Genomic DNA, 25,088 nt, shown 5'->3' with positions numbered 1-25,088 from the left:
AGATTCTGCATCCGGCGATGACGTCACGCATCATACGTGCGGCCCGTTTTCCGCGAAAGGGCGCGGACGGGCTTTTTTCAAGCTTGCGAGGTACAGCGATGGAAAAGATCGAGAAGCCCCTGGAAAGCTGGCGCGAGGAGCTCGACGAACAGCAGTTCCACATCTGCCGCCTGGGCGGCACCGAGCGCGCCTTCACCGGCGAGTACTACGCGACCAAGACCCCCGGCGTCTACCACTGCGTGTGCTGCGGCGCGGCGCTGTTCGACTCGGACGCCAAGTACGATTCCGGCAGCGGCTGGCCGAGCTACTTCCAGCCGGTGTCGAAGCAGGCCATCGCCGAGTTGGAGGACTTCAGCCACGGCATGCACCGCATCGAGGTGCGCTGCGCCGCCTGCGAAGCCCACCTGGGCCACGTCTTCCCCGACGGGCCGCGGCCGACCGGGCTGCGCTACTGCATCAACTCGGCGTCGCTGAAGCTGGTGCCGCGCGACGGCGCCTGACCGGCGCGAGGCCCGCTGGTCGACGGCGGGCCTTTTTTCTGCAGAATTAAATTGTGTGCAATTTAATTGGGCGCTATCTTGCTCGCACCCCCACTTTCCCGGAGCCATTTCCATGAGCGACGCACTGCTGGACATCCCCTGCACGACCATCAAGGGCGAGCAGAAGACCCTGGCCGATTTCGGCGGCAAGGCGCTGCTGGTGGTGAACACCGCCAGCAAGTGCGGTTTCACCCCGCAGTACAAGGGCCTGGAGGCGCTGTGGGAGAAGTACCGCGACAAGGGCCTGGTGGTGCTGGGCTTCCCCTGCAACCAGTTCGGCAAGCAGGAACCGGGCGACGAAGGCGAGATCTCGCAGTTCTGCGAGCTGAACTTCGGCGTCAGCTTCCCGCTGTTCAGGAAGATCGACGTCAACGGCGCCGACGCCCACCCGCTCTACGTGCAGTTGAAGAAGCGCGCGCCGGGCGTGCTGGGCAGCCAGGGCATCAAGTGGAACTTCACCAAGTTCCTGGTCAGCGGCGACGGCAGCCGGGTCAAGCGCTTCGCCCCGCTGACCAAGCCGGAGGAACTCGCCGCCGAGATCGAAGCGCTGCTGCGATGAGCCGTCGCGAACCGGACCAGGCGCTGCTGCTGGACAACCAGCTGTGCTTCCGCCTGTACGCCGCCTCGCGGGCGATCATCCGCGGCTACCGGCCGATGCTCGACGCCCTCGGCCTGACCTACCCGCAGTACCTGGTGATGCTGGTGCTGTGGGAATGGCAGGACCGCCCGCCCGCGCAGCCGACCGTGAAGGCCCTGGGCGAGCGCCTGCTGCTCGACTCCGGCACCCTCACGCCGCTGCTCAAGCGCCTGGAGCAGCTCGGCCTGGTGCAGCGCCGCCGGGCGCGGCAGGACGAGCGCGAGGTGCACCTGGGTCTGAGCGGGGAGGGCATCGCCCTGCGCGAGAAGGTGGCGCCGCTGCGCGAGGCGCTGCTGTGCGCCAGCGGCCTGGACCTCGACGCCATGGGCGAGCTGCGCGTTCGCCTGGACGACCTGCTCGGGCAACTGCTGGCGCTGGAGTCCTGAGGCGCTGCCGGCCTCAGGCATTCAGCCGGGGCTGGGCCCAGCGCTCCAGCATCGCCGCCATCTCGTCGCGGTGGAAGGGCTTGGCCAGGTAGTCGTCCATGCCGGCCAGGCGGCAGCGCTCGCGCTCGTCGGGCAGCGCGTTGGCGGTCAGGGCGATCACCGGCAGGTCCTTCCAGCGCGGCTCCTGGCGGATCAGGCGGGTCGCCTCGTAGCCATCCATCACCGGCATGTTGCAGTCCATCAGTACCAGCTCGAAGTCTTCCTGGGCCAGGGCGGCCAGGGCCTCCTCGCCGTCGGCGGCGACCCGCACCCGGCAGCCGAGCTTCTGCAGCAGGCCCCTGGCCACCAACTGGTTGACCGGGTTGTCCTCCACCAGCAGCACGCGCGCGGCGAACTGCTCCGGGGCCTTGCCCGGCGCCTGCCGCTGGGCCTGCAGGGCCTGGCGCCGCAGGGCCTGCTCCAGGGCCTGGTGCAGGGTGGCGCGGCTGAGCGGGCGGGCCAACTGGCGCAGGGGCGCCAGCTGCTGCGCCAGCTCGGCCTCGACGAAGCTGCCGTAGGCGGTGACCAGCAGCACCGGGCGGTCCTTGAGGTGCCGGCGCAGGCCGACCAGGCAGTCCGGGCAGTCGGACAGCAGCACGTCCAGCTCCACGCCCAGCAGGCTGGCGTCGATGTCCAGGCGCCGGTAGTCCAGGCCCCAGCGCGGCAGCCAGGCCTGCAGCAGTTCGGCCAGGCCGCTGTTGGCCGGGCACTGCGCCACCACCTTGCCGCTCAGGGGCTCCATCGCCTGCGCGGGGCCCAGGGCGGGCAGCGGCAGGGTCGCGGCGAACTCGCTGCCCAGGCCCGGTTGCGAGCTGACGCTCAGCTCGCCCTGCATGGCCTCGCAGAGCTTGCGCGTCAGCGCCAGGCCCAGGCCGGTGCCGCCGAACTGGCGGGTGATGCCGGCGTCGGCCTGGGTGAAGGGCTGGAAGATGCGTTGCAGGGCGTCGGGGGCGATGCCGATGCCGGTGTCGCGGACGCTGATGCGCACACCGTCCTCCCAGGGTTCGACGCGCAGGTCGACGCGGCCCAGGCGGGTGAACTTGAGGGCATTGGACAGCAGGTTGCTGACGATCTGCCGCACCCGCGTCGGGTCGCCCTCCAGCTGCGCCGGCAGCTCGGGGCTGACCAGGCAGGTCAGCTCCACCGCCGGGGCGGCGTTCTGCGACAGCAGGCTGGCGGTGTCTTCCACCAGGGTGGCGAGGTCGAAGGGAATCCTCTCCAGCTCCAGCTGGCCGGACTCGAACTTGGACAGGTCGAGCACGTCGTTGAGCAGGTCCACCAGCACCTTGCCCGAGTCGTGGGCGATGGACAACTGCTGGCGTTGCTCCGGGCTCAGCGGGCCGTCCAGGGCCAGGCCGAGCATGCCCAGCAGGCCGTTGAGCGGGGTGCGGATCTCGTGGCTCATGTTGGCCAGGAAGGTAGCGCGGGCCTGGGCCATGTCCAGGGCGTTGAGGCGAGCGCTTTCCAGTTGCTGGTTGGACTGCGTCAGCCGGGCGTTGGCCGCCTTCAGCTCGGCGGTGCGCGCCGCCACTATGTTCTCCAGCTCGGCCAGGTAGCGGGTCAGGCGGTCCTCGGCCTCGCGGCGCTGTTCCATCTCCACGGCGATATGGCTGAGCTGGCGGTTGGTCACCTCCACCAGCACGCCGATCTCGTCGCGCTCGTGGCCGTGGGGGCAGGGCAGGCGCAGGCGCGTGGGCGAGCGCGGGTCGTGGCGGGCGAGGACCTCGATCAGGCTCACCAGCGGCTTGGTCAGCAGGCCGTAGAACAGCACCAGGAGGATCAGCGACAGCAGCAGGCTGCGGACGAAGCCGGAGATCAGCGTCATGCCGGCGCGGCGCAGGAAGTCGTTGCCGAAGACGAAGGTGTCGATCTCCAGGCGCAGCACGCCGAGGGACTCCCGGGGCTGGTGTTCTATGTAAAGCGGCTCCTCGTAGACGCGCATGTGCCCGAAGAGGAAGTCGCTGAGCGGGCGCAGGCGGCTCTCCGCCGGCGGCCGGCCGGCGCTGGCCAGGGCGACGTCGGCGCTGTCGATGATCTCCGCGCGGATCACCGCCGGCGAACGCAGCAGGCCCACCACCAGTTCCTGGGCCAGTTCGGCGTCTATGTTGTAGGCGATGCGCGCCGCCGGGTTGTGGCTGACGTCCAGCAGGGCGCGTACTTCGCGGTTGATGGAGGCATCCTGGCTGGCATAATCGACGCCCACCTGGATGAGGCTGAGCAGGGTGCCGAGGATGAAGGCGACCAGCACCGTCAGGCTGGCCTGCTTGAACGAGAGGCGATGGGTAAGCGCAATATCCATGAGGTGCGGGACTTCGCCTCGAGAGTGCTTTTCTGGCGCCTAGCATAGCCCAAGCCGATAGGCTGTCGGCAGAGGCGATGCCATCTCTGTGACATGACCGAATACCAGCGTCGGTACGCTGAAGATTCCTGGGAGAAAGCCGTGGATTCCCGTCTGAATGATTTCCTGGCCCGCGCGGAAAACGTGCTGGCCCGGCTGGAGCCGTTGCTCCCGGCGCTGCGCGAGCCCATCGACTGGCAGCGCTGCCTGGCCGCCCGCTGGCACCGCGATGGCCGCAGCGGTTACCTGCAGGCGCTGCAGGTGAACCTCGACCTGCGCCTGGACGACCTGCTGGGCGTGGACAAGCAGCGCGAGCAGCTGGCCCGCAACACCCGCCAGTTCGTCGCCGGCAAGCCGGCCAACCACGCCCTGCTGTGGGGCGCCCGCGGCACCGGCAAGTCGTCGCTGGTGCGCGCGCTGCTGGCCGCGCTGGCCCACGACGGGCTGCGCCTGATCGAGATCGAGCGCGACCACCTGGCCGACCTGCCGCGGGTGGTGGAGCAACTGCAGGGCCTGCCGCAGCGCTTCGTGCTGTTCTGCGACGACCTGTCGTTCGATGCCGGCGAGGGCGACTACCGGGTGCTCAAGAGCGTGCTCGACGGCTCGCTGGAACAGGCCCCGGAGAACGTCCTGCTGTACGCCACCTCCAACCGCCGCCACCTGGTCTCGGAAAAGCAGAGCGACAACGAGAACTGGAAGATGGTCGACGGCGAACTGCACCCCAGCGAGGCGGTGGAGGACAAGATCGCCCTGTCCGACCGTTTCGGCCTGTGGCTGTCGTTCTATCCCTTCAGCCAGGAGCACTTCCTGGAGGTGGTACGGCATTGGGTGGAGGTGCTGGCCGGCAGGTCCGGGCTGGCCTTCACCTGGGACGAGCCGCTGGAGAAGGAAGCCATCCGCTGGGCCCTCGGGCGCGGCAACCGCAACGGCCGCTGCGCCTATCAATTCGCCCGCTACTGGGTGGGCCGCCAACTGCTCGAAGGAGAAGAACCATGATCGACCTGCAACAGACCGGCGCCGGGCTGGGTGGCTACGCGCTGCTGGCGGCGCAGGCCGAGGCGCTGTTCGCCGACGAGCGCGACTTCATCGCCAACGCCTCGCAGTTCGCCGCCCTGCTGTTCCATGAACTGGGCGACCTGAACTGGGCCGGCTTCTACCTGAACAGGGACGAGGAGCTGGTGCTGGGCCCGTTCCAGGGCAAGGTGGCCTGCGTGCGCATCCCCTTCGCCAAGGGCGTGTGCGGCGCCGCGGCGCGCACCCGCCAGACGCAGCGGGTCGAGGACGTGCACGCCTTCCCGGGCCACATCGCCTGCGACAGCGCCTCCAACAGCGAACTGGTGGTGCCGCTGGTCAAGGACGGCCGGCTGATCGGCGTGCTCGACCTGGACAGCCCGAGCATCGGCCGCTTCAGCGCCGAGGACCAGGCCGGCATCGAGCACCTGGCCGGGATCTTCCTGCGCCTGACCGATTGCTGAACCGCGGATTGTAGGAGAGGGCCCAGCCCGCGAAATCGCGCGCAGGGCGCGCTCCTACAGGGGAATGGCATCGGCGCTCGGGCTTTCCCCTCACCCCAGCCCTCTCCCCGGGGGGGGGAGAGGGAGCTAGTCCGTGCCGAGAAGAGGCCTGGTTTCAACTGGCGATCCCTGTGCTAGCCGGCTAACGCCGAAACACCCATGTACTCCGAACGGTTCCCTCTCCCTCTGGGAGAGGGTTAGGGTGAGGGGGCCGCAGGCCTGCTCGCTCGATTCCGTGCTCCTATGCGCTTCGTGAGGCACGGCGTTGCCCTCGCACCTGTAGGAGCGGGCCCTGCCCGCGATTTCGCGCGCAGGGCGCGCTCCTACAAGGGAATTGCATGGCGTCTTTCTATTCAGGCCGGCGCCTGGGCGATGCGGGCGCGGATCTTGTCGATGATGCGCCCCTCGCCTTCGAGGACCGCCTGCAGGGCAGGGCGCTGCAGCATGCGCTCGAAGTGCGCGGCCAGGCGCGGCCAGCGCCCGGCATCCAGGCTTTCGCCGCCGTGGCGCATGTTCACCAGTTGGCAGGCCACGGCGATGTCCGCCAGGCTGAAGCGGTCGTCGACGAAGTAGCCGGCATCGCCCAGGCAGCCTTCCAGGTAGTCGAAGTGCTGCGGCAGCCGTTCCTGCAGCGCACCTTCCACCGCCGACTCATCGCACGGCTTGCCCATCAGCGGTTTGAGCACGCGGTTGCGGAACACGGTGAAGGTGGCCAGGGGCGCCACTTCGTAGTCGGCGTATTTCTCCAGCCAGCTGATCCGCGCGCGGGCCAGGGCGCTGCCGCCGCACAGGGGCGTGGCCTGGGGATCGCGGTCTTCCAGGTAGTGGCAGATGACGCTGGAGTCGGCCAGGGTGACGTCGCCGTCGCGCAGAGCGGGGATGCGTCGCAGCGGGTTGAGGTCGGCGTACCAGTCCGGCGGGTTGAACGGGTCGACGTTCTCCAGCTGGTAGTCCAGGCCCTTCTCCGCCAGGCACAGGCGGACCTTGCGGACGAAGGGGGATAGGGCGGCGCCGTAGAGGGTCAGGCTCATGCGGGTCTCCTCAGTCGTAGAGATTCTTCTTCTTCCAGATGTCGTCTTCGTCCAGCGCCTTCAGGCCTTCGGTCAGCTCGGTGTTTTCCTCGGGGGAGGGCCGGCTGCTTTCCAGGACCAGCGCGTTGGCGCGCTCGAGCTGCTGCTCCAGCTGCTTCAACTGGGCCTGGTAGCGGCCCAGGTCGGCCTGCTTCTGCAGGTACTGCACGCCGCGCTCGAAGGCCAGGCGGGCCTGGCGGGGCTGGTTCTGCTGCAGCGCCTGCTGGCCGACGTTGGTGAAGAACTCTATATGCAGCTGGGTGAGCAGGTGGCGGATTTCCTTCAGCCAGCGCTGGGCGTCGTTGCGCGGCAGCAGGCCGTCCTGGGCGAAGCGGTTGACTTGGGCGTGCAGGCCCTCGAAGAGGAAGCGCACTTCCTTGGCCTTGGCCTCGGTGAGGATCAGCTGCGGGGCGTTGCGCACCTCGATGGCGCTGCCCTGGCCCACCAGGCGGTTGAGCTCGGCGACGCGCTCGGCCACCTGGGGCGTCTTTTCCAGCTTGAGCAGGCGTTCGCCCAGGCTGAGTTCGAAACGGCTGAGCAGCAGCTTGAGGTCCGCGGAGATGAACTGGCCGGGCAGGCTCTCGGCGATGGCGCCGCAGCGGCGGAAGCGATCCTGCAGGTCGGCTTTCTCCCGGGCCTTCTCCAGCTTGCGGTTTTCCAGCTGCTGGTTGATGAAGACGATGGCGATCAGAATGACGATGCCGGCGACGACCAGGGCGGTGATGACGAGTGGCGACACCTTGGAAACTCCCTGAAGGATTTTTCCCGAGTGTAATGGCTCGCTGACACCGGTCATAGCGGCGGATCGAAATTTGACCAGAAGTCTTTGATTTAAAAAATTTTTTCCGGAAGGGTTGACGCCCCTCCAAAGGCTCCATAGAATGCGCGCCACTTCGACGCGAAAGCCGAAAGGCAAAGCGAAGAAGCCGGAAAGAATGTTGTAAGTTCCGGGCCGCGTCCCCTTCGTCTAGTGGCCTAGGACACCGCCCTTTCACGGCGGTAACAGGGGTTCGAGTCCCCTAGGGGACGCCATTGCGGGAATAGCTCAGTTGGTAGAGCACGACCTTGCCAAGGTCGGGGTCGCGAGTTCGAGTCTCGTTTCCCGCTCCAGATTCTCGGTCATCGCCCCGGCGGTGAACGGAAAGCGAAATGGCGTTACCCTCCGGCCAGAAGCTGGAGGTTGCAACAAGTTGATGCGGGAATAGCTCAGTTGGTAGAGCACGACCTTGCCAAGGTCGGGGTCGCGAGTTCGAGTCTCGTTTCCCGCTCCAATCCGGATCGCCCCTCGCGGTGATCCACGCAAAGAAGGCTGCCTCAGGGCAGCCTTTTTTCGTTTCCGTTTCCCCTTCCGCCATCGGCAGGCGGCTCCCCGCTGGCCGGCGCGCCCCGCGTTGCGCGCTCCAGCGCCCGGCGCAGGCTCGGCAGGGCCGGCTGCGCGAGGTCGTCCAGGCGCCAGGCCTTCCCGCGCCTGACCAGGTGCAGCAGCACGCCGCGCCGCCAATGGTCGTGCACCAGTGTCACCTTGGCCGTGGCCCGGCCGTCGCCGGCCAGGCTGACGTTCAGTTGCTCCAGCTCCAGTGCCCGCGAGCGCCGGCAGAGGCACAACGGGTCCTTCTCCAGCAGCCCCGGCCCCGCGTGGCGGGCCGAGCGGTAGGCCCTGAGCGCCTGCGCCAGTGCGGGGCTCAGCCAGCGCCGGGCCCGCGCCTCGCCGCTATCGGCGGAGAACGCCCCCGGGCCTTCCTCGCCATACAGCCGGCGCACGAAGCTTTCCACCTCGCCCTTCGCCGTGCGCTGGCCGCCCTGGCCCTGGCTGCTGGGCGCCAGGCCCGCCAGCAGCACCAGCAGCAGGACGAGGACGCTGCCCGAGCGCAGCCGCAGGCCGCCATGGCCGGTGGTCATCGGAGGGAGGTGGGGCATCTGGGGTGTCCTGCGAGAGCGCCTGGGCGAAGTGTTCCGCCAGCTTGGCAAGGCCTGCCCGGCCGGTGGAATAAGGCGCGGGCGCGGCCAGCGGTGAGACGTTTCCTCGCGCCCCTGGCAATGCGGGCGCCGGCGGGTGAATTCGGATTGCCCTTATCTGGTCCGCCGGGTGGATTTGCCGTGATAGCCAGGCCTGCCCGGCGCGCATCCTCGCCCGGGCGGCAGGGCAGGGCCGGGCGGCCGCAAGCCCCCGCAAAAGAGGCAGCCCTGGGGCAGTCTTTTGCGTTTCCGTTGTCCGGTCATTTATCCACGGGAGTCCCGCTCGTCGTCGCGCCGGCAGCGGCCTGGCCATGGGCGAGCCAGTAGTACAGCAGGCCGCTGCTGAACATGCCGACGAAGAACGAGAAGTTCGCCAGCATGTTCAGGGCGGGGAGGGCCACGCAGAGAATGCCGATCGATGCTGCCGGCACCAGCGCCTTGAGCGCAATGGGGTTGATGCCTCCTCGGTACCAGTAGCGCCCCTCGGGAGCGTTGCAGAACAGGTCGGCGACATCGATCTTCCGATGCTGGACCAGCCTGTAGTCGACTATCAGTATCCCGTACAGCGGGCCGATGAAGGCCGCCAGCATGTCGATGGTGTAGTGGATGATCGCCGGCGAGTCGTACAGGTTCCAGGGCATCAGCAGCGCCGAGGCGACAGCGGCCATCAGGCCCGCGCCGCGCCAACTGATTCGGTTCGGCGCCACGTTGGAGATGTCGAAGGCGGCAGAGACGAAATTGGCCACGATGTTCACTCCCACTGTCGCCGTGACGAAGGTGAACGCCAGCAACACCACCATGGTGGTGTCGTCGATCATGCCGATGGTTTCCATCGGGTCCTCGATCATGCGGCCGAAGACTGCCGGGGTGCCCGAGATGATCACGACCGAGATCAGCGAGAACACTGTGAAGTTGACCGGCAGCCCCCAGAAGTTACCGCGCCGTACATCCTTCATCGACCGGCAGTACCGCGAGAAGTCTCCGAAGTTCAGCGTCGGTCCGGCGAAATAGGCCACGATGAGCGAGGTGGCCACCAGTGCCTGCCCCAGTGTCTCCAGCGGTGTCAGGACCTTTTCGGACAGGGACAGGCTGATCTCGCTCCAGCCCGCCTGGTAGACGATCCAGCCCATCAGCATGAACATCACCAGGTAGACGGCGGGCCCTGCCCAGTCCATGAATACCTTGATGGCATCCATTTTCATGAGGAACAGTGCGGTCTGCAGCGACCACATGGCCAGGAAGCCGATCCATCCCAGGTAGGACAGATTCAGGAAGCTCTGCTCGGTCAGCACCGCCATCGCGGGGAAGACTCGCAGCAGGATGATGCTCAGCGCCACCGACGCCAGGTAGGTCTGGATGCCGTACCAGACGATGGCGATGATGCCGCGAATCAGCGCCGGGATATTGGCCCCGTAGACGCCGAAGGCGAGCCGCGCGATCACCGGGAAGGGTACGCCGCTCTTCTGGCTGGGTTCGGCTATCAGGTTGGCGAGCAGCATGACGATGCATATTCCGCCCACCAGCACCAGGAAGATCTGCCAGGACTGCAGGCCCAGCGTGAACAGGGTGCCGGCGAAAACGTAGCCGCCCACGCTGTGCACGTCGGACATCCAGAAGGCGAAAATGTTGTACCAGTTCCAGGTCTGCCTTGTCGGCAACAGGTCCTCGTTGGCCAGGGGAGTGTCCGAGCCGGTCGGCGGCCGGGATGCAAGGGGGGCGGGCAATCGTGCGCGGCGCTGCGGATCGGGCTGGGTCATCGCGGCACTACCTCCATGCTGGGGCGAACCGATGCCCCGAATGCCTGTGCTGCCCAGTCTATGGCGGTTGCCGTCATTTCCACCTGTCGTTTGCTGACAAGCGCTTGGCTTTGGATGCCAATGATCGCGGCGAGCGCTAGACGGTTACGCACAGCATCCGCTGACGGAACTGCTGGGGGCTGCAGTCGAACCAGCGGTGGCAGGCGCGGTTGAAATTGCTGGGGTCGGAAAAGCCCAGCAGGAAGCTGATCTCGGTAACGCTGGTCTCGCTGTGTGCCAACAGGTCGTAGGCCATTTCCTTTCGGCCGTTGTCCACCAGTTGCTTGTAGCAGCAACCGGCATCGTCGAGCCGACGCTGCAACGTTCTGGGAGACAGGTTCATGACCCGCGCCACCTGGCCCAGGGGTGGTTCGCCCGTGGCGAGCATGCGTTGAATGTGGGCACGCACGCGATTGAACACGTCATGCTCGCGGAGATGCGATAGATAGCCGTTGATCAGTTCTTCATTGACCTGGACCAGCTGGGGGTTGCCGCCGGCGTAGGGCTCGATCACGTTCTCGTAGTGGAAGGCGATGGAGTCGCACTCCGCGCCCAGGCATACGTCCGTTCCGAAGTACGCATCCAGGGCCCGGACTTGTGGTCCGGCCGCCATGACGGAAGTGACCCGCAGCGGTATCACCGGATGTTGGGCGAGGGAGCAGGCCTGCCGGTTGATGAAGGCCAGAATCGCCAGGCTGAGGGGGCGCTGGCGTATGTCGTCCTCATCGGTGTGCAGTATCACCCGGGTGCGCTTGCGCTCGTGGTACAGCTCGATGTGCAGCGAGGTGCAGACGAGCCTGCTGTAGTTCGCGAACAGCTCCAGCAACTGTGCAAGCGAGCCGCTGGCCATCAGGGCCAGCCCCAGGGAGTGGAGCGCGGGGGCCTGAAGCTCCTTGCCCACCCGCAGGCCAAGCAGTGCGTCTCCGGTGGCGCGGATGGCCAGGCGCCAGAACCGCTTGACCGCTTCCCCGTCATAACGTGCCTCGGGTACGTTCAGCAGCCGGGTCTCCAGCCCGGCTGCTTCCATCAGCTCAATCGGGTCCAGGCCGTACCCCCTGAGTGTCTGGCAGACTGATCGAATCAGGCTGGACAACACCGATGTCCTGGCGCCAAGACGAACCCCGTCGCCTGGCCTCTTCTCGCCGATGACTACTGCTTCTGGCATTTGTCACATGCCCCTGTATCTGGGAAAGGGCATCCCGGGCGCCTCAGGCCGCTACGTAGGTTATACCCGAGGCCTGCGTCGAAATACGCGTGCCGGCCTGCCCGGCGATAATCCGTTCTATGTCCTGCAGCGCGCCGATGACCGCCGGGCATCCCGTGGCGCGGGCGAAGTTCACCGCTGCCTGCACCTTGGGGGCCATCGAGCCCGCGGCGAATTCGAGCTGCATGATCGCGTCGGGATCGGCAACGGTGATCCGCCGTCGCGAGGGCTTGTCCCAATCGACATAGACACCCTCGACATCGGTGGCGATGACGAGCAGCTCGGCCTGCACCGACCGCGCCAACAGTGCCGTTGCCAGGTCCTTGTCGATCACCGCTTCGGCTCCGCACAGCATGCCTTGGGCGTCATAGTAGGCCGGAATGCCTCCGCCGCCGGCGCAGATCACGATGCATCCATGCTCAATGAGCAGTTTCAGTGGGGTCAGGCCGAATATTCTTACAGGTTGCGGGCTGGGAACCACACGACGGTAGTGGCCGTTGTCGCGGGCCATCGTCCAGCCCTTCTCCGTGGCGATCCATTCGGCCTCTTCCCGCTCGTACACCGGGCCGACCGGCTTGGTGGGGCGCTGGAAGGCCGGGTCGTCGGGCGCCACCTCGGTTTGCGTGAGTATGGTGGCCAGCGAGGCGCTCCTGGGCACGAAGTTGGCCAGTTCCTGCTGGATCATGTAGCCGATCATGCCCACCGACTCCGCCCCCAGCACGTCCAGCGGATACATGGGGACATCCTTGTAGGCGTTGCTTTGCAGCGCCATCAGACCAACCTGCGGGCCGTTGCCGTGGGTGACGATCAACTGGTTGCCCTCATAGGCCCTGGCGATCTGCCGGCAGGCGGCGCGGACGTTCTGCCGCTGGTTCTCCGAGGTCATCGGCTCGCCGCGCTTGAGCAGGGCGTTCCCGCCCAGAGCGATCACGATTCGCATGTATTGTCCCCCCTGTGTTCAGTGCTTGCAGACATGCATGGGTGCGCCGATGGGCTCCCCCAGGATGCCCTTGTCGGCCTGGTACACCAGATGGCCGCGCACCAGCGTGTGGGTGATGCGGCACCCGATCCGCATGCCTTCATAGGCGCTCATCCGGTTCTTGTAGAGCAACTGCGCAGCCGTGACGGTGTAACTCTGGCAAGGGTCGAGAATGGCGATGTCGGCATCCTTGCCCAGGGCGATCTCTCCCTTCGCGGGCAGGCGAAAGCGCCGTGCCGGTTCGGTCGCCAGTGCGTTCATCAGGATCGTCGGGCTGATCCTGCGCTTCAGAACGGCCGCATCGAACATCGCATCCACGCTGTTCTGGCACCCGCTGATGCCTCCCCAGGCATCGAAGGCGTTGGGTGACGCCTTGAGCTGCGGCGTGCAAGGCGAATGGTCCGAGCCCAGGATGGCGATTCGCCCCTGCGCCAGCAGTTGCCACAGGCGCGCCTGGTTCGCACGGTCACGAATGGGCGGCGAGCATTTCGCGCGAGGGCCTATCGCGTCCAGGTCCTCGGTAGCCAGCAGGAAGTAGTGCGGGCAGGACTCGAAGGATGCATCGATTCCCTGCGCCTGTGCCTGCAGCACGGCCTCGATGGCTTCCGGGCAGCTGCAATGGGCGATGTGCACACGACAACCGGTTTCCCTGGCCAGCAGCAGTACCCGCTGCACGGCTTCCACCTCGGTGAACACCGGCCGCGTCGCGACATAGTCCGATACCCGTGTCTTGCCCTGCGCCCTGGCCTGCTGGCCGAGCCCGTCGGTAATGGCGGCGTTCTCGCAATGGATCACCAGCAGGTCCCCGGTGCGCGCCAGTGTCTGCATGCCGAGGTAGAGCTGGTAATCGTCGATGTTCCTGAAATCGCCCGGCTCGCCCGAGCCGCAGGTGGCGACGAAGCACTTGTAGGCCGCGACGCCGGCCTCGGACAACGCTTCGAGGTCGGCCAGGTTCCAGGGCACCAGCCCGGCCATCGGCACGTAATCGACGTAGCATTGACCGCGTGCCGCGGCCAGCTTGGTTTCCAGGGCGGCCAGGTCCGTGGTGGCGGGAAGGGTGTTGAGCGGCATTTCCACGAAGGACGTCGTGCCTCCCGCCGCCATGGCCCGGGTACCGGTGCGGTAGCCTTCCCATTCGGTGCGCCCGGGTTCGGAAATGTGCATATGCACATCGACCATGCCCGGCAGCACGTAGCAGCCCTGGGCATCGATTGTCCGGGCCGAGTCGCCCAGCTCGCGGCCCATGGCGGCGATCCGCCCGTCGCGCAGGCCCAGGTCGAGTAGCTTCACTTCGTCCCGGAGTACCACCAGTCCGTTCTTTATCAGGGTGTCGAACATGCTCGGATCTCCCTACAGGCCCAGCGATAGGCTTTGCATCAGATACAGCGCGGCGCTGGCGATCGCGCCCAGCATCAGCATCAGCGGCGTATAGAACCGCAGCCATTTGCCGTACTCGACGCGGGCGATGCTCAGCGTCGCCACGAAGAACCCGGATGTGGGGAAGAAGATGTCCGTGAGCTGGCCGCCCCAGGCGTTGGCCGAAACCACCGCCTGCTGCGAGATATCCAGCAGCGAGGCCAGCGGGGAAATGATCGGCATGGTCAGCACGGTCAGCGCCGTCGCGCTGGGGATCAGGAAGTTGAAGAGCGACTGCTCCCAGAAGATGGCGATCGCACTCAGCTCCGGCGGCACCGTGCGCATCATGTTCTCCAGCCAGTACACCAAGGTGTCGGTGATGACGCCCTGGTCCATGACGACGGCGATGGCGCTGGCCACGCCGCACAGCAGGGCCGCCACCATCATGTCGCGCATGCCGGCATTGAGGTCGTCGCAGATCTGCTGCGGCCGCTTGCCCGCCACCGCCGCGGCGACCACGCCTATGCACAGGAACAGGCCACCGATGGCTTCGAAGCCGAGGTTCCGCGTCAGGATCAGGGCGATGGCGATCGGAAACATCGCCAGGCAGGCGATCCCGGCCAGCTTCTGGCGGGCGCTGAAGGTCAGCTCTCGCTGGTCGCCTTCCTCCTCGGCGATCTTCGTGCGCATTTCCCGGTCGGACTCGAAGGTCAGGCTGCGCGTGGGGTCACGTTTGACCCTTGCGGCATAGCGCATCACATAGGTTATGCCGACCAGCAGGACGAACAGCAGTACCGCGGCACGGAAGGCGGAGCCGGAAAACATCGGCAACTGCGCGATCTGCTGGCCGACGCCGATGGAGCTGGGAATGGTCAGGCCGAAGGTGAAGCCCAGGCAGGGGCCGAGCAAGGCCACGGCTGTTGCGGTCATACCGTCGTAGCCGAGTCGGTAGAACAGCGGCAGCAGCACCGGCAGGTAGGCCAGCGACAGCTCCGGCGTACCGATGAAGGCCGCCAGGCTGGCGAAAATGCCGATCAGGATCGGAATCACCATGAAGCCTTTGTCGCCGACGGCTCTGTTCAGTTGCAGCACGCCCATGTCGATCAGGCCTGCTCGTTTGATCAGGCCCATGCACCCGCCCATCATGAAGGTCAGGAACACGACCCCGGCACCACGCTTGAGGCCGTTGGGAATCGCCGAGACGAGGTCCATGGCGCCCACCGGTTGTTGCTCGATCCGCTGGTAGGTGCCGGCGATCACCAGCGTCTGCTGGCCCCGCGAGGTTTCCACGGTCTGCCGTTCGTACTGCCCGGCGGGGATCACGTAGGTGAGCGCAGCCACGGCCAGAATGAACAGTGCCAGTACGATGTAGATGTCCGGCATGCGGAACTTCGGGCGTCCCCCGTCTATGGGGGGCGGGGCATGGGGCGTCATCATCAGTTCACTCCCACGACTGCGCACAGCAGCGCCATGCGGATGGCGACGGAGAAGCCGATGGCACGGAAGTACAACTGGTGCTCGGTGTTATCGATGCCGAAGTCGAACTCACCGGGGTTGCGAGGCAGCGAATGATGCACGCCGACCACCTTGCCGGTCTTCTGGCGGATCTCCTGCAGCGTCTCCATGCCGAGGTAGTAGTTCGCCATGGTCTTGACGAAGTCTTCGCGGTTCGGATCGTCCTTCTTGACCGAGCAGCCGGGCAGGTAGATCAGGTCCACGCTCCTCTCGATGTACAACTCCTTGTTCTGGCTTTCGCTCAGGTCGAAGTGTTCCTCGAATTGCGCGCCCATGCGCACCAGCTTGTCGCGCACGACCGCGGGGGTGCGTAGCTCGCTGGTGCCGGTGTAGATGATCTTGGCGCCCATCGCCGCCAGCGCCAGGGCGAACGACTGGCCGGAGCGGGCCCGCGACAGGTCGGGCGTGGCGATGGCCACCGTCACCCGGCTCAGGTCGCCGAAGGCGCGCCAGCAGGTGTAGCAGTCGAGCAGGCCCTGCGTGGGGTGGGTCACATGCCCATAGCCACCGGAGATCACCGGCGACACGTGGCCCTCCAGCTCGGCCAGCGCCCCCAGGGCTTCGCGGTCGTCCGGGTGGCGCATGACGATCACGTCGGCATATTCCGAAGTCACCCGCAGGCTGTCGTACAGGCTCTCGTTCTTGGCGGCCGACGAGTTGTGCAGCGGATCCGACTCGGTGATGACGCTGCCGCCCAGGCGCAACATCGCATCCTCGTGGCTGCAGCGCGTGCGGGTCGATGGCTGGAAGAACAGGGTGTAGAGCACCTTGCCTCGCAGCAGGTCCAGCCCGGTGCGCATGAAGGGCTCCAACTGCCGCGCCGCCTGGAAGAGCGCGTCTAGCTGATCGCGGCTGAAGTCATCCAGGAAGGTTATGTTCCTGCCCCGCATTTGCGTGGCGGCGAGGTGGTCGCGAACATCCAGTGTCTTGAAGTTCTGTTCGAGTGCCATGAGATGCTCCTGCTGTGTCGTTGCTGATTCGTAGGAAAGCCGGGCGGTCTCGTTGGCGGGACGGGGAGCGTCCGGCGCGGGATTGCTCAAACCTCGACGTCGCGGTGGCAATCCTTGGAGTAGATGTAGGTGAATGGCTCACGCCCGACGCCGTAGGCCGCCTGCCTGCAGTACGGGCCGAACCAGATGAAGTCGTCCCGCTGGATCAGGTACCAGTCCTCGTCCAGCAGGTAGCAGCCCTGGCCTTCGTAGACGTAGGCGCCGTGCTCCTGGACGTGGGTCTCGATGATGTTGTGGCTGGCGCCCGGGTCGAAGCTCAGGATGTGCATGTTCATGTCGAAGCACTGCTCGACGGGCAGCAGGTCCTTGATGTGGACGTTCGCCATGCCCTCGTAGTCGGTCCAGGCGATGTCGTTGGCATTGGCGAACACCGCATACGGGCACGAGCCGGCCGGGTGGGGGATGAAGCGCTGCTTGTAGAGCAGAATGCGACCGGGCTGGCCGTTGGCATTCTCGAAACCGATGCCCGTTCCCGGTGGTGCATAGGCGTACCCGCCCTGGCGCAGGGTGGTGCTGTCGTCGCCCACGCGAACCTTCAGCTGCACCTCGCCGTCGAGCACATAGATGAAGGCTTCCTCGTGGGGCAGCCCGGCGTAGGGCTGGGTGGTGCGGGCCTGCGGCCCCAGCGTGCCGATCAACTGCACGAAGCTCGCACCTACCTTGGGGGTGGCCAGCAGCGTCATGCAGCAGTCGACGATGCCGGGGATGGTGTTGATGACACGGCCGTCCGGCGAGATGACGGCATAGTTGCCATGCTTGACGACGGAACGGTTCTTCAACAGTCCCTGGGGATACCCTCGCATGACGCATTCTCCTTTTCCGGTGGTACGCGGTCCGATTGGTGCGTTGGGGAAAAGGTACGGCGCGGGCCGATCGGCAGGGATAGCCGGGCATGACAACGACCTGTCTTTTGATGCCAAAAGCGCGCCTCTTTCAGGGAGAGGCGGCGATTGCATTCGGATTGTCCCTATAGGCCCTGCCAGGGGCCTTTGCTGAGATGGCGTATCTCCCGCCGGAAGGGCGTGCGCCATGGCCTGCCTTTCTCCGCCGGGGCGGAGCGATAGCCCGCCTCGGCCCACGGCGGGCGCGGATTCTGGCCGTTCATCTGTGGACTACTTCGATCATGCAAAACGATTTCATAGGGCAGCTTCTAGAGGACCTCTGCCGCCGCTTCGGCATGGCGCCGGACAACGCCGGCAAGCTCCTGGGCCTGCTGGCCCACCGGGTGCTCGACGAGCAGCGTGGCGGCTGGGACGGCTTCGTCCAGCACCTGCAGCGGCAGGGACTGGGAGCCTGGCTGCAGGGCTGGCTCGAGGGCGACCGCTCCCGGCTGCTCGACCACGCCCAACTGGAGCAGGTGTTCGAGGCCGGGACCCTGGGCCGCTTCGCCCGCCACCTGGGGCTGCCCGACGGCCAACTGGCCGAGGCGGCCGCCGGCTGCCTGCCGGGGCTGCTGGCCGGCATCGACGCCGCGGGCGGGCAGGCCGACGCCAGGGCCGCCGGCCTGACGGTGCTGATGGCCGACACCGCGGAGCTTCTGCCGGTGTTGCAGCAGGCGCCGGCCCCCGAGCCGGCGCAGCCGCGGCACGATGGGCGGCGGCTGCCATTGACGCCGTGGCTCGGCGGGGTGCTGGTGCTGGCGTTGCTCACCCTGGGCCTGTCGCTGCGCCAGTGCTCGTCCACGCCTGTGGCCCAGGAACGGGTGGCCGCCGCCGTGGAGGTGGCGCCGCAGCCCGAGGCCAGCGTGGTCGCGGAGGCTCCGCGGTTCATGTTCGAACTGCGCGAGGGCAAGGTCCGCATCAACGGCCAGCTCGCCAGCATCGACGAACGCGCCTCGCTGCTGGGGCGCCTGAAGGAGGTCTTCGGCGCGGAGCACCTGAGGGGCGACATCCGCGTCAAGCGGGAAACCGCGCCGGCGGCCTGGCTCGATGGCCTGCTGGAGCTGCTGCCGGAACTGAAGGTGGAAGGGCTGAAGCTGGGCTTCAACGGCGAGCGAATCCGCATGGACTCCACCCTGCTGACCCAGGCGGAGCGCATCGAGCTGTCGCAGAAGCTGCGCGAGACCTTCGGCGGCTTCGAGTTCCTGGGGCTGTGGAACCGCACCCTGGCCGCCCTCAGCGGCCTGCCGCCGGGTTCCGGCGCCCAGCAGCTGGCGGATGCCCTGAACCAGCTGGGCATCCGCTTCGACAACCAGTCGATCACCATCAGCCGCGACAGCGACGAGGTGCTGGCCGAGGCCGCCGAAGCCATCCGCCAGGCGCCGCCGGGCACCCGCGTTGAGGTCGGCGGGTACACCGACGACAGCGGCGATTCGCAAAGCAGCCAGCAGGCCTCCCACGCCCGCGCCGAGGCCGTGGTGGCGCGCCTGGTGGAACTGGGCGTGACGCCCGACCGCCTGCAGGCCAAGGGCTACGGGCGCAGCCAGCCGCTGTTCAGCAACGCCACCGAGGCGGGCAGGGCGCGCAACCAGCGCATCCAGTTCAGCGTGCTGGAGTGAGCCGCTGCGCGCCGTGGCTCAGCGCACGGCGCGCAGCGCCTGGCCCTGGGGCTGCTGGACGAGGCCGAAGAGGTCCTTCGGGTCCTGCGGCCGCGGCACCAGCTCGATGTCGCGGCCGATGCCGCGTTCGCGCGCCGCGTCATGCAGCCAGCGCAGGGCGGAGAAGTCTTCCAGGGCGAAGCCCACCGAGTCGAACACGGTGATCTGCTCGGCGTTCTGCCGGCCCTCGGCGGTGCCTGCGAGGATGCGCTGGAACTCGATCACCGGGAAGTCCGCCGGCATCTGCTGGATGTCGCCCTCGATGCGCGTCTGTGGTTCGAACTCGACTATCACCCGCGCGCGTTCCAGCACCTCGGCCTGCAGCTCGGTCTTGCCCGGGCAGTCGCCGCCCACGGCGTTGATGTGCATGCCCGGCTCGAGCATGTCGGCCGTGAGGATGGTGGCGTTGGTCTTGTCGGCGGTGACCGTGGTGACGATGTCGGCGCCGCGCACCGCGTCGCGCACGGAGCCCGCCACCACCAGCTTCAGGCCGGGCAGGCCGGCGAGGTTGCGCTGCAGCTTGGCGGTGGCCGCCGGGTCGATGTCGAACAGGCGGATTTCCTCGATGCCCAGCAGTTCATGGAAGGCGATGGCCTGGAACTCGCTCTGCGCGCCGTTGCCGATCAGCGCCATGCTGCGGGCGTCGGGCCGGGCGAGGAAGCCGGCGAACAGCGCCGAGGTGGCGGCGGTGCGCACGGCGGTGGTCAGGGTCAGTTCGCCGAGCAGCAGCGGGTAGCCGGTATCCACCCTGGCCAGCACGCCGAAGGCCATTACCGTGGGCAGCTCGACGCGATGGTTCTTCGGGTGGCCGTTGACGTACTTGAAGGCATACAGCTTGCCGTCGTCGGCGGGCATCAGCTCGATCACGCCGAGGGCGGAATGATTGGCGACGCGGGCGCACTTGGTGAATTCGTCCCAGCGTCGGTAGTCCGCCTCGATGTAGCCGGCCATCGCGCGGATCGCCGCGCCCGGGCCGATCTCGCCGAGCAGTCGGCCAACGTCCTGCACATCCAGATAACGGGTCATGCTGCCATCCTCCTGAGTGGGAGCGCCGCGCGTTCATCGGGCGCCTGGGGTCAGTCTATGCCGCTGGCCAGGAATAACTGTGCTTTCCGACTGCATGGGCTAGTCTTCTGCGCAAAGACAGACTCAGGATGATGGGAATGAAGAAAAGAAATTCCAGCCTGGCCAGCCTGGATGCCACCGACCTGGCGATGCTGCGCCTGCTGCAGGAGGACGCCAGCCTGTCCAACGCCGAGCTGAGCGAGCGCCTGGCGCTGAGCGTCACGCCCTGCTGGCGGCGGCGCAAGCGCCTGGAGGAGGAGGGCTACATCCGCGACTACCAGGCCAACCTCGACCGCCGGCGCCTGGGCCTGGACATCCTGGCCTTCGTCCACGTGCGCTTCGCCGCCCATTCCGACGACGCCTCGGACCGCTTCGAGGCGACCGTGCGCGAGCTGCCGGAGGTGCTGGCGTGCCACAAGATCACCGGCGACGCGGACTTCCTTCTGCAGGTGCTGGAGAAGGACCTGGACGCCTACGCGGAGTTCGTCGAGAAGGTGCTGCGCAAGCAGCCGGGGATCGCCTCGATCCAGTCGACCCTGGCGCTGCGGGAGATCAAGGATTGCCACCGGATACGGGTGCCGGAGGAGGGGTAGGGCGGCCTGATGGCCGGATCGCGGACGGAGTCATACTGTAGGAGCGGGCCCTGCCCGCGATTTCGCGCGCAGGGCGCGCTCCTACAATGGAAATGGCGTGGGTGGGGCGGCGTAGGAGCGGACTCTGTCCGCGATCGGCGGATAACGCTTCGCGTTATTCGCCCTACGTGGTGCTCCGGTGTCGGCTCAATGCTTGGGCGCGTCTTCCGGCAGCGCCAGCAGGGCCTTTTCCTTGTTCCAGTCGAAGGGCTCGCCGTTTTCCTCGGCGGCGAAGCGGCGTTCGTCCAGTTGCTGGTACATATCGATCTCTTCGTCGGGCATGAAGTGCAGACAGTCGCCGCCGAAGAACCACAGCAGGTCGCGCGGCACCAGGTGGGCGATCTGCGGGTAGCGGTGGAAGGTCTGGGCAATCAGGTCCTGGCCCAGGTACTGGGCGCCCACCGGGTCGCGCGGCAGTTCCTCCAGCAGTTCGTCGAAGCGCTCGAGGAACAGGCCGTGGTTCTCCTCCGGGACCTGCTCGGCTTCGCCCAGGGCGCCGAGGATCATGCGCAGGTGCTGCAGCAGGGCGAGGTGGTGGTCAAGGTAGGCGCTGGCCATGGTGGGGTCCTCTGCGGAAACGGCTGAAACGGGGGCGGAGTATATCGGGTTTCACCGCCCCCGCCGCGCGCCGCCGTTCAACGCAGCGGCCGCGACTGGGTCTGCCGGCGCTGGTTGTCGATCATCCGCCGCTGCATGTCGAGCTGCTGCTGTTGCTGCTGCAGGCGGAACTGTTGCAGGTCGGTGCGCTGGCGCTCGATGGCCTGGTCCTGCAGGCGCTGTTGCTGGCGCTGGCGGTCCAGGGCCTGCTGCTGGTCCTTGAGCTGTTGCTGCTTGAGCTGCAGGCGCTGGTCCTCGTACTGCAGGCGCTGGTCCTGCTGCCGCGCGCGGCGCTGCTCGGCCTGGCGCTGCAGGTTGTCGATCTGCTGCTGTTGCGCGTCCAGGTCGACCAGCGGCGCCGGCGGCGGGCTGTTGCGGCTGGGGTAGAGCCAGGAGTCGGCCTGGGCCGTGGCCGCCACGGCCAGGCCGACGAGAAGGATGGTCAGGATGCGCATGGGCGTTCTCCCGGTTGCCATTCCCTGCCAGTGTGCACCCATCCGCCGGCCCTGGCAGCCCCGCGGGCCGAAAACGCCAAGGGCGCCGTGTCGGCGCCCTTGGCGTACTGCTCCCTTCATGGGGTAGGGAAGGGTTCTGCGAGGTCAGACCTTGCCCGGCTGGCCGAGTTCCTCCTTGGCGAAGTCGTCGACGTCGATCACCTGGCGCCGGGCCGCTTCCGCGGCGTGCAGCTGCTGGCCCTGGGCTTCGTCCAGCACCCGCGCGGCCACCGCGGCGTCGATCGGCGACTGGCCGGGCGCGGGCCGCAGCCTGCCTTCCTTGAGCGCCTTGTGCAGCTGCTTCTGCAAGGGCGCCGCCTCGCGCAGGGCGGTGAGGGCGCGCTCCAGGTCGGCCAGCGGGTCGCCCTCGGCGGTGGGCAGGAAGGCGCCGTAGAGGATCGCCTGCAGCGCCGGGTCGTCCAGCGGGCGGCCGAGGATGCCGGCGATCTCCGCGTCCAGCGCGTCGCCCGGGCCCTTGTGGCGGCGGCCCAGGGGGAACACCAGGAGCTTGAGCAGGCAGCCGGCGATGCGGTTGGGGAAGTTCTCCAGCAGCGCGGCCAGGGCCTCCTCGGCTTTCGCCAGGTTTTCCTCCAGGGCCCAGCGCAGCAGCGGTTGCAGGTGCTCGGCGTGGTTCAGGTCGTGGTAGCGCTTGAGCGCCGCCGAGGCCAGGTAGAGGTGACTGAGGGTGTCGCCCAGGCGCGCCGAGAGGCGTTCCTTGCGCTTCAGTTCGCCGCCCAGCAGCATCATGCTGAAGTCGGCGAGCATGGCGAAGCTGGCGGCCAGGCGGTTCACCGCGCGGAAGTAGGGGCGCGCCACGCGGTCGCCGGGCACGTGGTCGAAGCGGCCGAAGCCCAGCCCCAGCAGCAGGCTGCTGGCGGCGTTGCTCACCGCGAAGCCGATGTGCCGCAGCAGCAGGCGATCGAACTCGTGGGCGGCGTGGCCCTGGTCCTCCTGCTGGGCCAGGGCCATTTCCCTGAGCACGAAGGGATGGCAGCGGATGGCGCCCTGGCCGAAGATCATCAGGTTGCGCGAGAGGATGTTGGCGCCTTCAACGGTGATGAAGATCGGCGCCGTCTGCCAGGCGCGGCCCAGGTAGTTGCGCGGGCCGAGGATGATGCCCTTGCCGCCGTGGATGTCCATGGCGTGGCTGATGCACTCGCGGCCGCGCTCGGTGAGGTGGTACTTGAGGATGGCCGACAGCACCGAGGGCTTCTCGCCCAGGTCCACCGCGTGGGCGGTGAGGATGCGCGCGCAGTCCATCATCCAGGCGTTGCCGCCGATGCGCCCGAGGGCTTCCTGGATGCCTTCGAAGGCGCCGATGGGCACGTTGAACTGCTCGCGGATCTGCGCGTAGCGCCCGCTGCTGTAGCTGCAGCCCTTGGCCGCGCTGGTGCCCACCGCCGGCAGGGAGATGGAGCGGCCCACCGACAGGCAGTTCATCAGCATCATCCAGCCTTTGCCGATCATGGCCTGGCCGCCGATGATGCAGTCCAGCGGCAGGAACACGTCCTTGCCCGAATTCGGCCCGTTCATGAAGGCCGCGCCCAGGGGCACGTGGCGCCGGCCGATCGCCACCCCGGGGGTGTCGGTGGGCACCAGGGCCAGGGTGATGCCCAGGTCTTCCTCGCCGCCCAGCAGGTGGTCCGGGTCATGGCACTTGAAGGCCAGGCCCAGCAGCGTGGCCACCGGGCCCAGGGTGATGTAGCGCTTCTCCCAGGTCAGGCGCAGGCCGAGCACTTCCTCGCCCTGCCACTGGCCCTTGCAGACGATGCCGACGTCGGTCATGCCGCCGGCGTCGGAGCCGGCCTGCGGGCTGGTCAGGCCGAAGCAGGGGATTTCCTCGCCGCGCGCCAGGCCCGGCAGGTAGCGCTGGCGCTGCTCGTCGGTGCCGTAGTGCAGCAGCAGCTCGGCGGGGCCCAGGGAGTTGGGCACCATCACGGTGGAGGCCAGGTCGCCGCTGCGGCTGGCCAGCTTCATCACCACCTGGGAGTGGGCGAAGGCGGAGAAGCCCTTGCCGCCATACTCCCTGGGAATGATCAGGCCGAAGAAGCCCTGTTCCTTGATGAAGGCCCAGGCCTCGGGCGGCAGGTCCATGCGCCGGGAAATGTCCCAGTCGTCGACCATGGCGCAGAGCTGTTCGGTGGGGCCGTCGATGAAGGCCTGTTCCTCCTCGCTCAGCTGCGGCGCCGGGGCGCCCAGCAGCTTGCTCCAGTCCGGGCGGCCGCTGAACAGGTCGCCGTCCCACCACACGGTGCCGGCCTCGATGGCCTCGCGCTCGGTGTCGGACATCGGCGGCAGCACCTGCTTGAACCAGGCGTACAGCGGGCCGCTGAACAGCTTGCGGCGCAGTTCGGGCAGGGCCAGGGCGGCGGCCACCGCCAGCCAGGGCAGCCAGAGCAGGACCATCCAGCCGTGGGCGTGGCTGAACAGGCCCATGAAGACCAGGTACACGGCGACGATGCCCAGCGCCGGGGCCGGCGCCACGCGGCGGTGGGCGAGCCAGGCGACGCCGAGCACGAGAACGATCAACCAGAGCAACAACATGCGCTTTCCTCCATGACGAACGACAGGACGATCCCCTTGAGCTTAGCCGGGTGTTGGCGCCTTCCTCGGCGAGCTTGGCCGGATCGTCCTCCACGGCGTGCGGACGGGCTGTTTAGACTGGCCGGAACCGTGAAGGAGATTCCCCCGTGCAGGCTTACCTTGAACCCGGCCGCTACCTGGATAGTGACCACCCCGCGGTGGTCGAGTTCGCCCGCCGGCACCGCGGCGCCTCGACGCAGCCGCGCGAGCAGGCGGTGGCGCTGTACTACGCGGTGCGCGACGGCATCCGCTACAACCCCTACGTGTTCAGCCTCGACGCGCAGACGCTCAAGGCCAGCCACGCGCTGCAGGCCGGGCAGTCCTACTGCGTGCCCAAGGCCGCGCTGCTGGCGGCTTGCGCGCGCCTGTGCGGCATCCCCGCGCGCATCGGCCTGGCCGACGTGAAGAACCACCTGGCCAGCGGGCGCATGGTGGAGCTGCTGCGCAGCGAGACGTTCGCCATGCACGGCTACACCGAGCTGTACCTGGACGGCCGCTGGGTGAAGGCCACGCCGGCCTTCAACCGCGAGCTGTGCGAAGCCTTCGGCGTGCTGCCGCTGGAGTTCGACGGGCGCCAGGACAGCGTCTTCCACGAATTCGACCAGGGCGGCCGGCGGCACATGGAGTACCTGTGCGACCACGGCCAGTTCGCCGACATCCCCGAGGCGTTCTTCTTCAGCCACCTGCGGGCCTGCTACCCGCACCTGTTCGACGCCGGCCCCACGCCGTTGTCCGGCGACATGCAGGCCGAAGCGCCGAAGCATGAAGGCAATCGATAGTCATCATCAGTCCGCATGCCTTTCTTCTTGCCGCGCCGACCGGTAGGGTGCTCGCATCCACCG

Annotated in this window: 22 protein-coding genes, 3 tRNA genes and 1 pseudogene; 11 read left to right on the top strand and 15 right to left on the bottom strand. The window is 67.4% G+C overall.

Features of this window, described 5'->3' with window-relative positions; genetic code table 11:
- Window positions 1-98 precede the first annotated feature (98 nt).
- The 3 genes from msrB to CHC02_RS11880 all read left to right on the top strand — a co-directional run bounded on the left by msrB (window position 99) and on the right by CHC02_RS11880 (window position 1,562).
- Complete coding sequence (gene msrB, locus CHC02_RS11890) at window positions 99-500, top strand: peptide-methionine (R)-S-oxide reductase MsrB (protein ID WP_089391674.1); 402 nt, start codon at window positions 99-101, stop codon at window positions 498-500.
- A 112-nt stretch (window positions 501-612) separates the two neighbouring features.
- On the top strand, window positions 613-1,098 hold the full coding sequence (locus CHC02_RS11885; RefSeq protein ID WP_089391673.1) for a glutathione peroxidase: 486 nt from the start codon (window positions 613-615) through the stop codon (window positions 1,096-1,098).
- A complete protein-coding gene (locus tag CHC02_RS11880) occupies window positions 1,095-1,562 on the top strand; it encodes a MarR family winged helix-turn-helix transcriptional regulator (RefSeq protein WP_089391672.1) in 468 nt (155 codons plus the stop codon). The genes CHC02_RS11885 and CHC02_RS11880 overlap by 4 nt, the downstream gene beginning before the upstream one ends.
- Before the next feature lie 13 nt (window positions 1,563-1,575).
- Here the strand turns inward: CHC02_RS11880 and CHC02_RS11875 are convergent.
- Window positions 1,576-3,946 (bottom strand): annotated as a pseudogene (locus tag CHC02_RS11875) (hybrid sensor histidine kinase/response regulator).
- Window positions 3,947-4,041: 95 nt separating this feature from the next.
- Between CHC02_RS11875 and CHC02_RS11870 the strand changes: the two are divergent.
- The gene (locus tag CHC02_RS11870) at window positions 4,042-4,935 is read left to right on the top strand and encodes an ATP-binding protein (protein WP_089391747.1); all 894 of its coding nucleotides are present in this window, start codon (window positions 4,042-4,044) and stop codon (window positions 4,933-4,935) included.
- On the top strand, window positions 4,932-5,414 hold the full coding sequence (locus CHC02_RS11865) for a GAF domain-containing protein (protein WP_089391670.1): 483 nt from the start codon (window positions 4,932-4,934) through the stop codon (window positions 5,412-5,414). Before CHC02_RS11870 ends, CHC02_RS11865 begins: the two co-directional genes overlap by 4 nt.
- A 392-nt stretch (window positions 5,415-5,806) precedes the next feature.
- Here the strand turns inward: CHC02_RS11865 and CHC02_RS11860 are convergent, their stop codons facing one another.
- Window positions 5,807-6,484 carry a glutathione S-transferase family protein gene (locus CHC02_RS11860; protein WP_089391669.1) on the bottom strand — a complete coding sequence of 226 codons (678 nt, stop codon included), beginning with the start codon at window positions 6,482-6,484 and terminating at the stop codon, window positions 5,807-5,809.
- Window positions 6,485-6,494: 10 nt separating this feature from the next.
- Window positions 6,495-7,262 carry a hypothetical protein gene (locus tag CHC02_RS11855; RefSeq protein WP_089391668.1) on the bottom strand — a complete coding sequence of 256 codons (768 nt, stop codon included), beginning with the start codon at window positions 7,260-7,262 and terminating at the stop codon, window positions 6,495-6,497.
- A gap of 217 nt (window positions 7,263-7,479) precedes the next feature.
- On the opposite strand from CHC02_RS11855, the gene CHC02_RS11850 reads away from it, so the two are divergent.
- From CHC02_RS11850 to CHC02_RS11840, 3 genes are all read left to right on the top strand, one after another.
- A tRNA-Glu gene (locus CHC02_RS11850) sits at window positions 7,480-7,555 on the top strand.
- Between the two features lie 2 nt (window positions 7,556-7,557).
- Window positions 7,558-7,633: transfer RNA gene (locus CHC02_RS11845), tRNA-Gly, on the top strand.
- Window positions 7,634-7,718: 85 nt separating this feature from the next.
- Window positions 7,719-7,794: transfer RNA gene (locus CHC02_RS11840), tRNA-Gly, on the top strand.
- Window positions 7,795-7,837: 43 nt separating this feature from the next.
- On the opposite strand, the gene CHC02_RS11835 is transcribed toward CHC02_RS11840, so the two are convergent.
- From CHC02_RS11835 to allE, 8 genes are all read right to left on the bottom strand, one after another.
- Window positions 7,838-8,440 carry a hypothetical protein gene (locus CHC02_RS11835; RefSeq protein WP_139210208.1) on the bottom strand — a complete coding sequence of 201 codons (603 nt, stop codon included), beginning with the start codon at window positions 8,438-8,440 and terminating at the stop codon, window positions 7,838-7,840.
- Between the two features lie 299 nt (window positions 8,441-8,739).
- Window positions 8,740-10,236: an NCS1 family nucleobase:cation symporter-1 gene (locus CHC02_RS11830; protein WP_244160953.1), complete on the bottom strand. Its 1,497-nt coding sequence runs from the start codon at window positions 10,234-10,236 to the stop codon at window positions 8,740-8,742.
- A 136-nt stretch (window positions 10,237-10,372) separates the two neighbouring features.
- Complete coding sequence (locus CHC02_RS11825; protein ID WP_167364822.1) at window positions 10,373-11,368, bottom strand: AraC family transcriptional regulator; 996 nt, start codon at window positions 11,366-11,368, stop codon at window positions 10,373-10,375.
- A 115-nt stretch (window positions 11,369-11,483) separates the two neighbouring features.
- Window positions 11,484-12,419: a carbamate kinase gene (arcC, locus tag CHC02_RS11820; RefSeq protein ID WP_089391665.1), complete on the bottom strand. Its 936-nt coding sequence runs from the start codon at window positions 12,417-12,419 to the stop codon at window positions 11,484-11,486.
- A gap of 18 nt (window positions 12,420-12,437) precedes the next feature.
- The gene (gene allB, locus CHC02_RS11815) at window positions 12,438-13,796 is read right to left on the bottom strand and encodes an allantoinase AllB (RefSeq protein ID WP_089391664.1); all 1,359 of its coding nucleotides are present in this window, start codon (window positions 13,794-13,796) and stop codon (window positions 12,438-12,440) included.
- Between the two features lie 12 nt (window positions 13,797-13,808).
- On the bottom strand, window positions 13,809-15,197 hold the full coding sequence (locus CHC02_RS11810) for a YfcC family protein (RefSeq protein WP_244160952.1): 1,389 nt from the start codon (window positions 15,195-15,197) through the stop codon (window positions 13,809-13,811).
- Between the two features lie 53 nt (window positions 15,198-15,250).
- Window positions 15,251-16,279 (bottom strand): aspartate/ornithine carbamoyltransferase family protein, encoded by a 1,029-nt coding sequence (locus CHC02_RS11805; RefSeq protein WP_089391662.1) that lies wholly within the window; start codon window positions 16,277-16,279, stop codon window positions 15,251-15,253.
- A gap of 86 nt (window positions 16,280-16,365) precedes the next feature.
- Window positions 16,366-17,142 carry a (S)-ureidoglycine aminohydrolase gene (gene allE, locus CHC02_RS11800; RefSeq protein ID WP_089391661.1) on the bottom strand — a complete coding sequence of 259 codons (777 nt, stop codon included), beginning with the start codon at window positions 17,140-17,142 and terminating at the stop codon, window positions 16,366-16,368.
- Between the two features lie 320 nt (window positions 17,143-17,462).
- Here allE and CHC02_RS11795 point away from each other — a divergent pair, with 320 nt between their 5' ends.
- On the top strand, window positions 17,463-18,836 hold the full coding sequence (locus CHC02_RS11795) for an OmpA family protein (RefSeq protein ID WP_139210207.1): 1,374 nt from the start codon (window positions 17,463-17,465) through the stop codon (window positions 18,834-18,836).
- 18 nt (window positions 18,837-18,854) lie between these two features.
- On the opposite strand, the gene CHC02_RS11790 is transcribed toward CHC02_RS11795, so the two are convergent.
- Window positions 18,855-19,901 (bottom strand): ornithine cyclodeaminase, encoded by a 1,047-nt coding sequence (locus CHC02_RS11790; protein ID WP_089391659.1) that lies wholly within the window; start codon window positions 19,899-19,901, stop codon window positions 18,855-18,857.
- 137 nt (window positions 19,902-20,038) lie between these two features.
- Between CHC02_RS11790 and CHC02_RS11785 the strand changes: the two genes are divergently transcribed.
- Entirely contained in the window at window positions 20,039-20,533 is a 495-nt protein-coding gene (locus CHC02_RS11785; protein ID WP_089391658.1) for an Lrp/AsnC family transcriptional regulator, read from the top strand.
- Between the two features lie 186 nt (window positions 20,534-20,719).
- Here CHC02_RS11785 and CHC02_RS11780 read toward each other — a convergent pair whose 3' ends face one another.
- The 3 genes from CHC02_RS11780 to CHC02_RS11770 all read right to left on the bottom strand — a co-directional run bounded on the left by CHC02_RS11780 (window position 20,720) and on the right by CHC02_RS11770 (window position 24,207).
- Window positions 20,720-21,130 carry a PA2817 family protein gene (locus CHC02_RS11780; protein WP_089391657.1) on the bottom strand — a complete coding sequence of 137 codons (411 nt, stop codon included), beginning with the start codon at window positions 21,128-21,130 and terminating at the stop codon, window positions 20,720-20,722.
- Between the two features lie 77 nt (window positions 21,131-21,207).
- Window positions 21,208-21,624: a PA2816 family glutamine-rich protein gene (locus tag CHC02_RS11775; RefSeq protein WP_089391656.1), complete on the bottom strand. Its 417-nt coding sequence runs from the start codon at window positions 21,622-21,624 to the stop codon at window positions 21,208-21,210.
- Window positions 21,625-21,768: 144 nt separating this feature from the next.
- Complete coding sequence (locus tag CHC02_RS11770) at window positions 21,769-24,207, bottom strand: acyl-CoA dehydrogenase (RefSeq protein ID WP_089391655.1); 2,439 nt, start codon at window positions 24,205-24,207, stop codon at window positions 21,769-21,771.
- Between the two features lie 146 nt (window positions 24,208-24,353).
- On the opposite strand from CHC02_RS11770, the gene CHC02_RS11765 reads away from it, so the two are divergent.
- The gene (locus CHC02_RS11765) at window positions 24,354-25,025 is read left to right on the top strand and encodes a transglutaminase-like domain-containing protein (protein ID WP_089391654.1); all 672 of its coding nucleotides are present in this window, start codon (window positions 24,354-24,356) and stop codon (window positions 25,023-25,025) included.
- Window positions 25,026-25,088: the final 63 nt, after the last annotated feature.

Source organism: Pseudomonas delhiensis (assembly GCF_900187975.1).
Lineage (GTDB): Bacteria > Pseudomonadota > Gammaproteobacteria > Pseudomonadales > Pseudomonadaceae > Pseudomonas > Pseudomonas delhiensis.
The sequence above is the reverse complement of the archived record's forward strand: the minus strand, read 5'-3'. Positions and strand labels throughout refer to the sequence as shown.

Coding starts and splice junctions, on each gene's coding strand:
- CHC02_RS11795 (WP_139210207.1), top strand. CDS start 17,463: ATGCAAAACGATTTCATAGGGCAGCTTCTAGAGGACCTCTGCCGCCGC.
- CHC02_RS11880 (WP_089391672.1), top strand. CDS start 1,095: ATGAGCCGTCGCGAACCGGACCAGGCGCTGCTGCTGGACAACCAGCTG.
- CHC02_RS11780 (WP_089391657.1), bottom strand. CDS start 21,130: ATGGCCAGCGCCTACCTTGACCACCACCTCGCCCTGCTGCAGCACCTG.
- CHC02_RS11885 (WP_089391673.1), top strand. CDS start 613: ATGAGCGACGCACTGCTGGACATCCCCTGCACGACCATCAAGGGCGAG.
- CHC02_RS11860 (WP_089391669.1), bottom strand. CDS start 6,484: ATGAGCCTGACCCTCTACGGCGCCGCCCTATCCCCCTTCGTCCGCAAG.
- CHC02_RS11805 (WP_089391662.1), bottom strand. CDS start 16,279: ATGGCACTCGAACAGAACTTCAAGACACTGGATGTTCGCGACCACCTC.
- CHC02_RS11790 (WP_089391659.1), bottom strand. CDS start 19,901: ATGACCCGTTATCTGGATGTGCAGGACGTTGGCCGACTGCTCGGCGAG.
- msrB (WP_089391674.1), top strand. CDS start 99: ATGGAAAAGATCGAGAAGCCCCTGGAAAGCTGGCGCGAGGAGCTCGAC.
- CHC02_RS11785 (WP_089391658.1), top strand. CDS start 20,039: ATGAAGAAAAGAAATTCCAGCCTGGCCAGCCTGGATGCCACCGACCTG.
- CHC02_RS11830 (WP_244160953.1), bottom strand. CDS start 10,236: ATGACCCAGCCCGATCCGCAGCGCCGCGCACGATTGCCCGCCCCCCTT.
- CHC02_RS11810 (WP_244160952.1), bottom strand. CDS start 15,197: ATGCCGGACATCTACATCGTACTGGCACTGTTCATTCTGGCCGTGGCT.
- CHC02_RS11775 (WP_089391656.1), bottom strand. CDS start 21,624: ATGCGCATCCTGACCATCCTTCTCGTCGGCCTGGCCGTGGCGGCCACG.
- allE (WP_089391661.1), bottom strand. CDS start 17,142: ATGCGAGGGTATCCCCAGGGACTGTTGAAGAACCGTTCCGTCGTCAAG.
- CHC02_RS11770 (WP_089391655.1), bottom strand. CDS start 24,207: ATGTTGTTGCTCTGGTTGATCGTTCTCGTGCTCGGCGTCGCCTGGCTC.
- CHC02_RS11865 (WP_089391670.1), top strand. CDS start 4,932: ATGATCGACCTGCAACAGACCGGCGCCGGGCTGGGTGGCTACGCGCTG.
- allB (WP_089391664.1), bottom strand. CDS start 13,796: ATGTTCGACACCCTGATAAAGAACGGACTGGTGGTACTCCGGGACGAA.
- arcC (WP_089391665.1), bottom strand. CDS start 12,419: ATGCGAATCGTGATCGCTCTGGGCGGGAACGCCCTGCTCAAGCGCGGC.
- CHC02_RS11835 (WP_139210208.1), bottom strand. CDS start 8,440: ATGCCCCACCTCCCTCCGATGACCACCGGCCATGGCGGCCTGCGGCTG.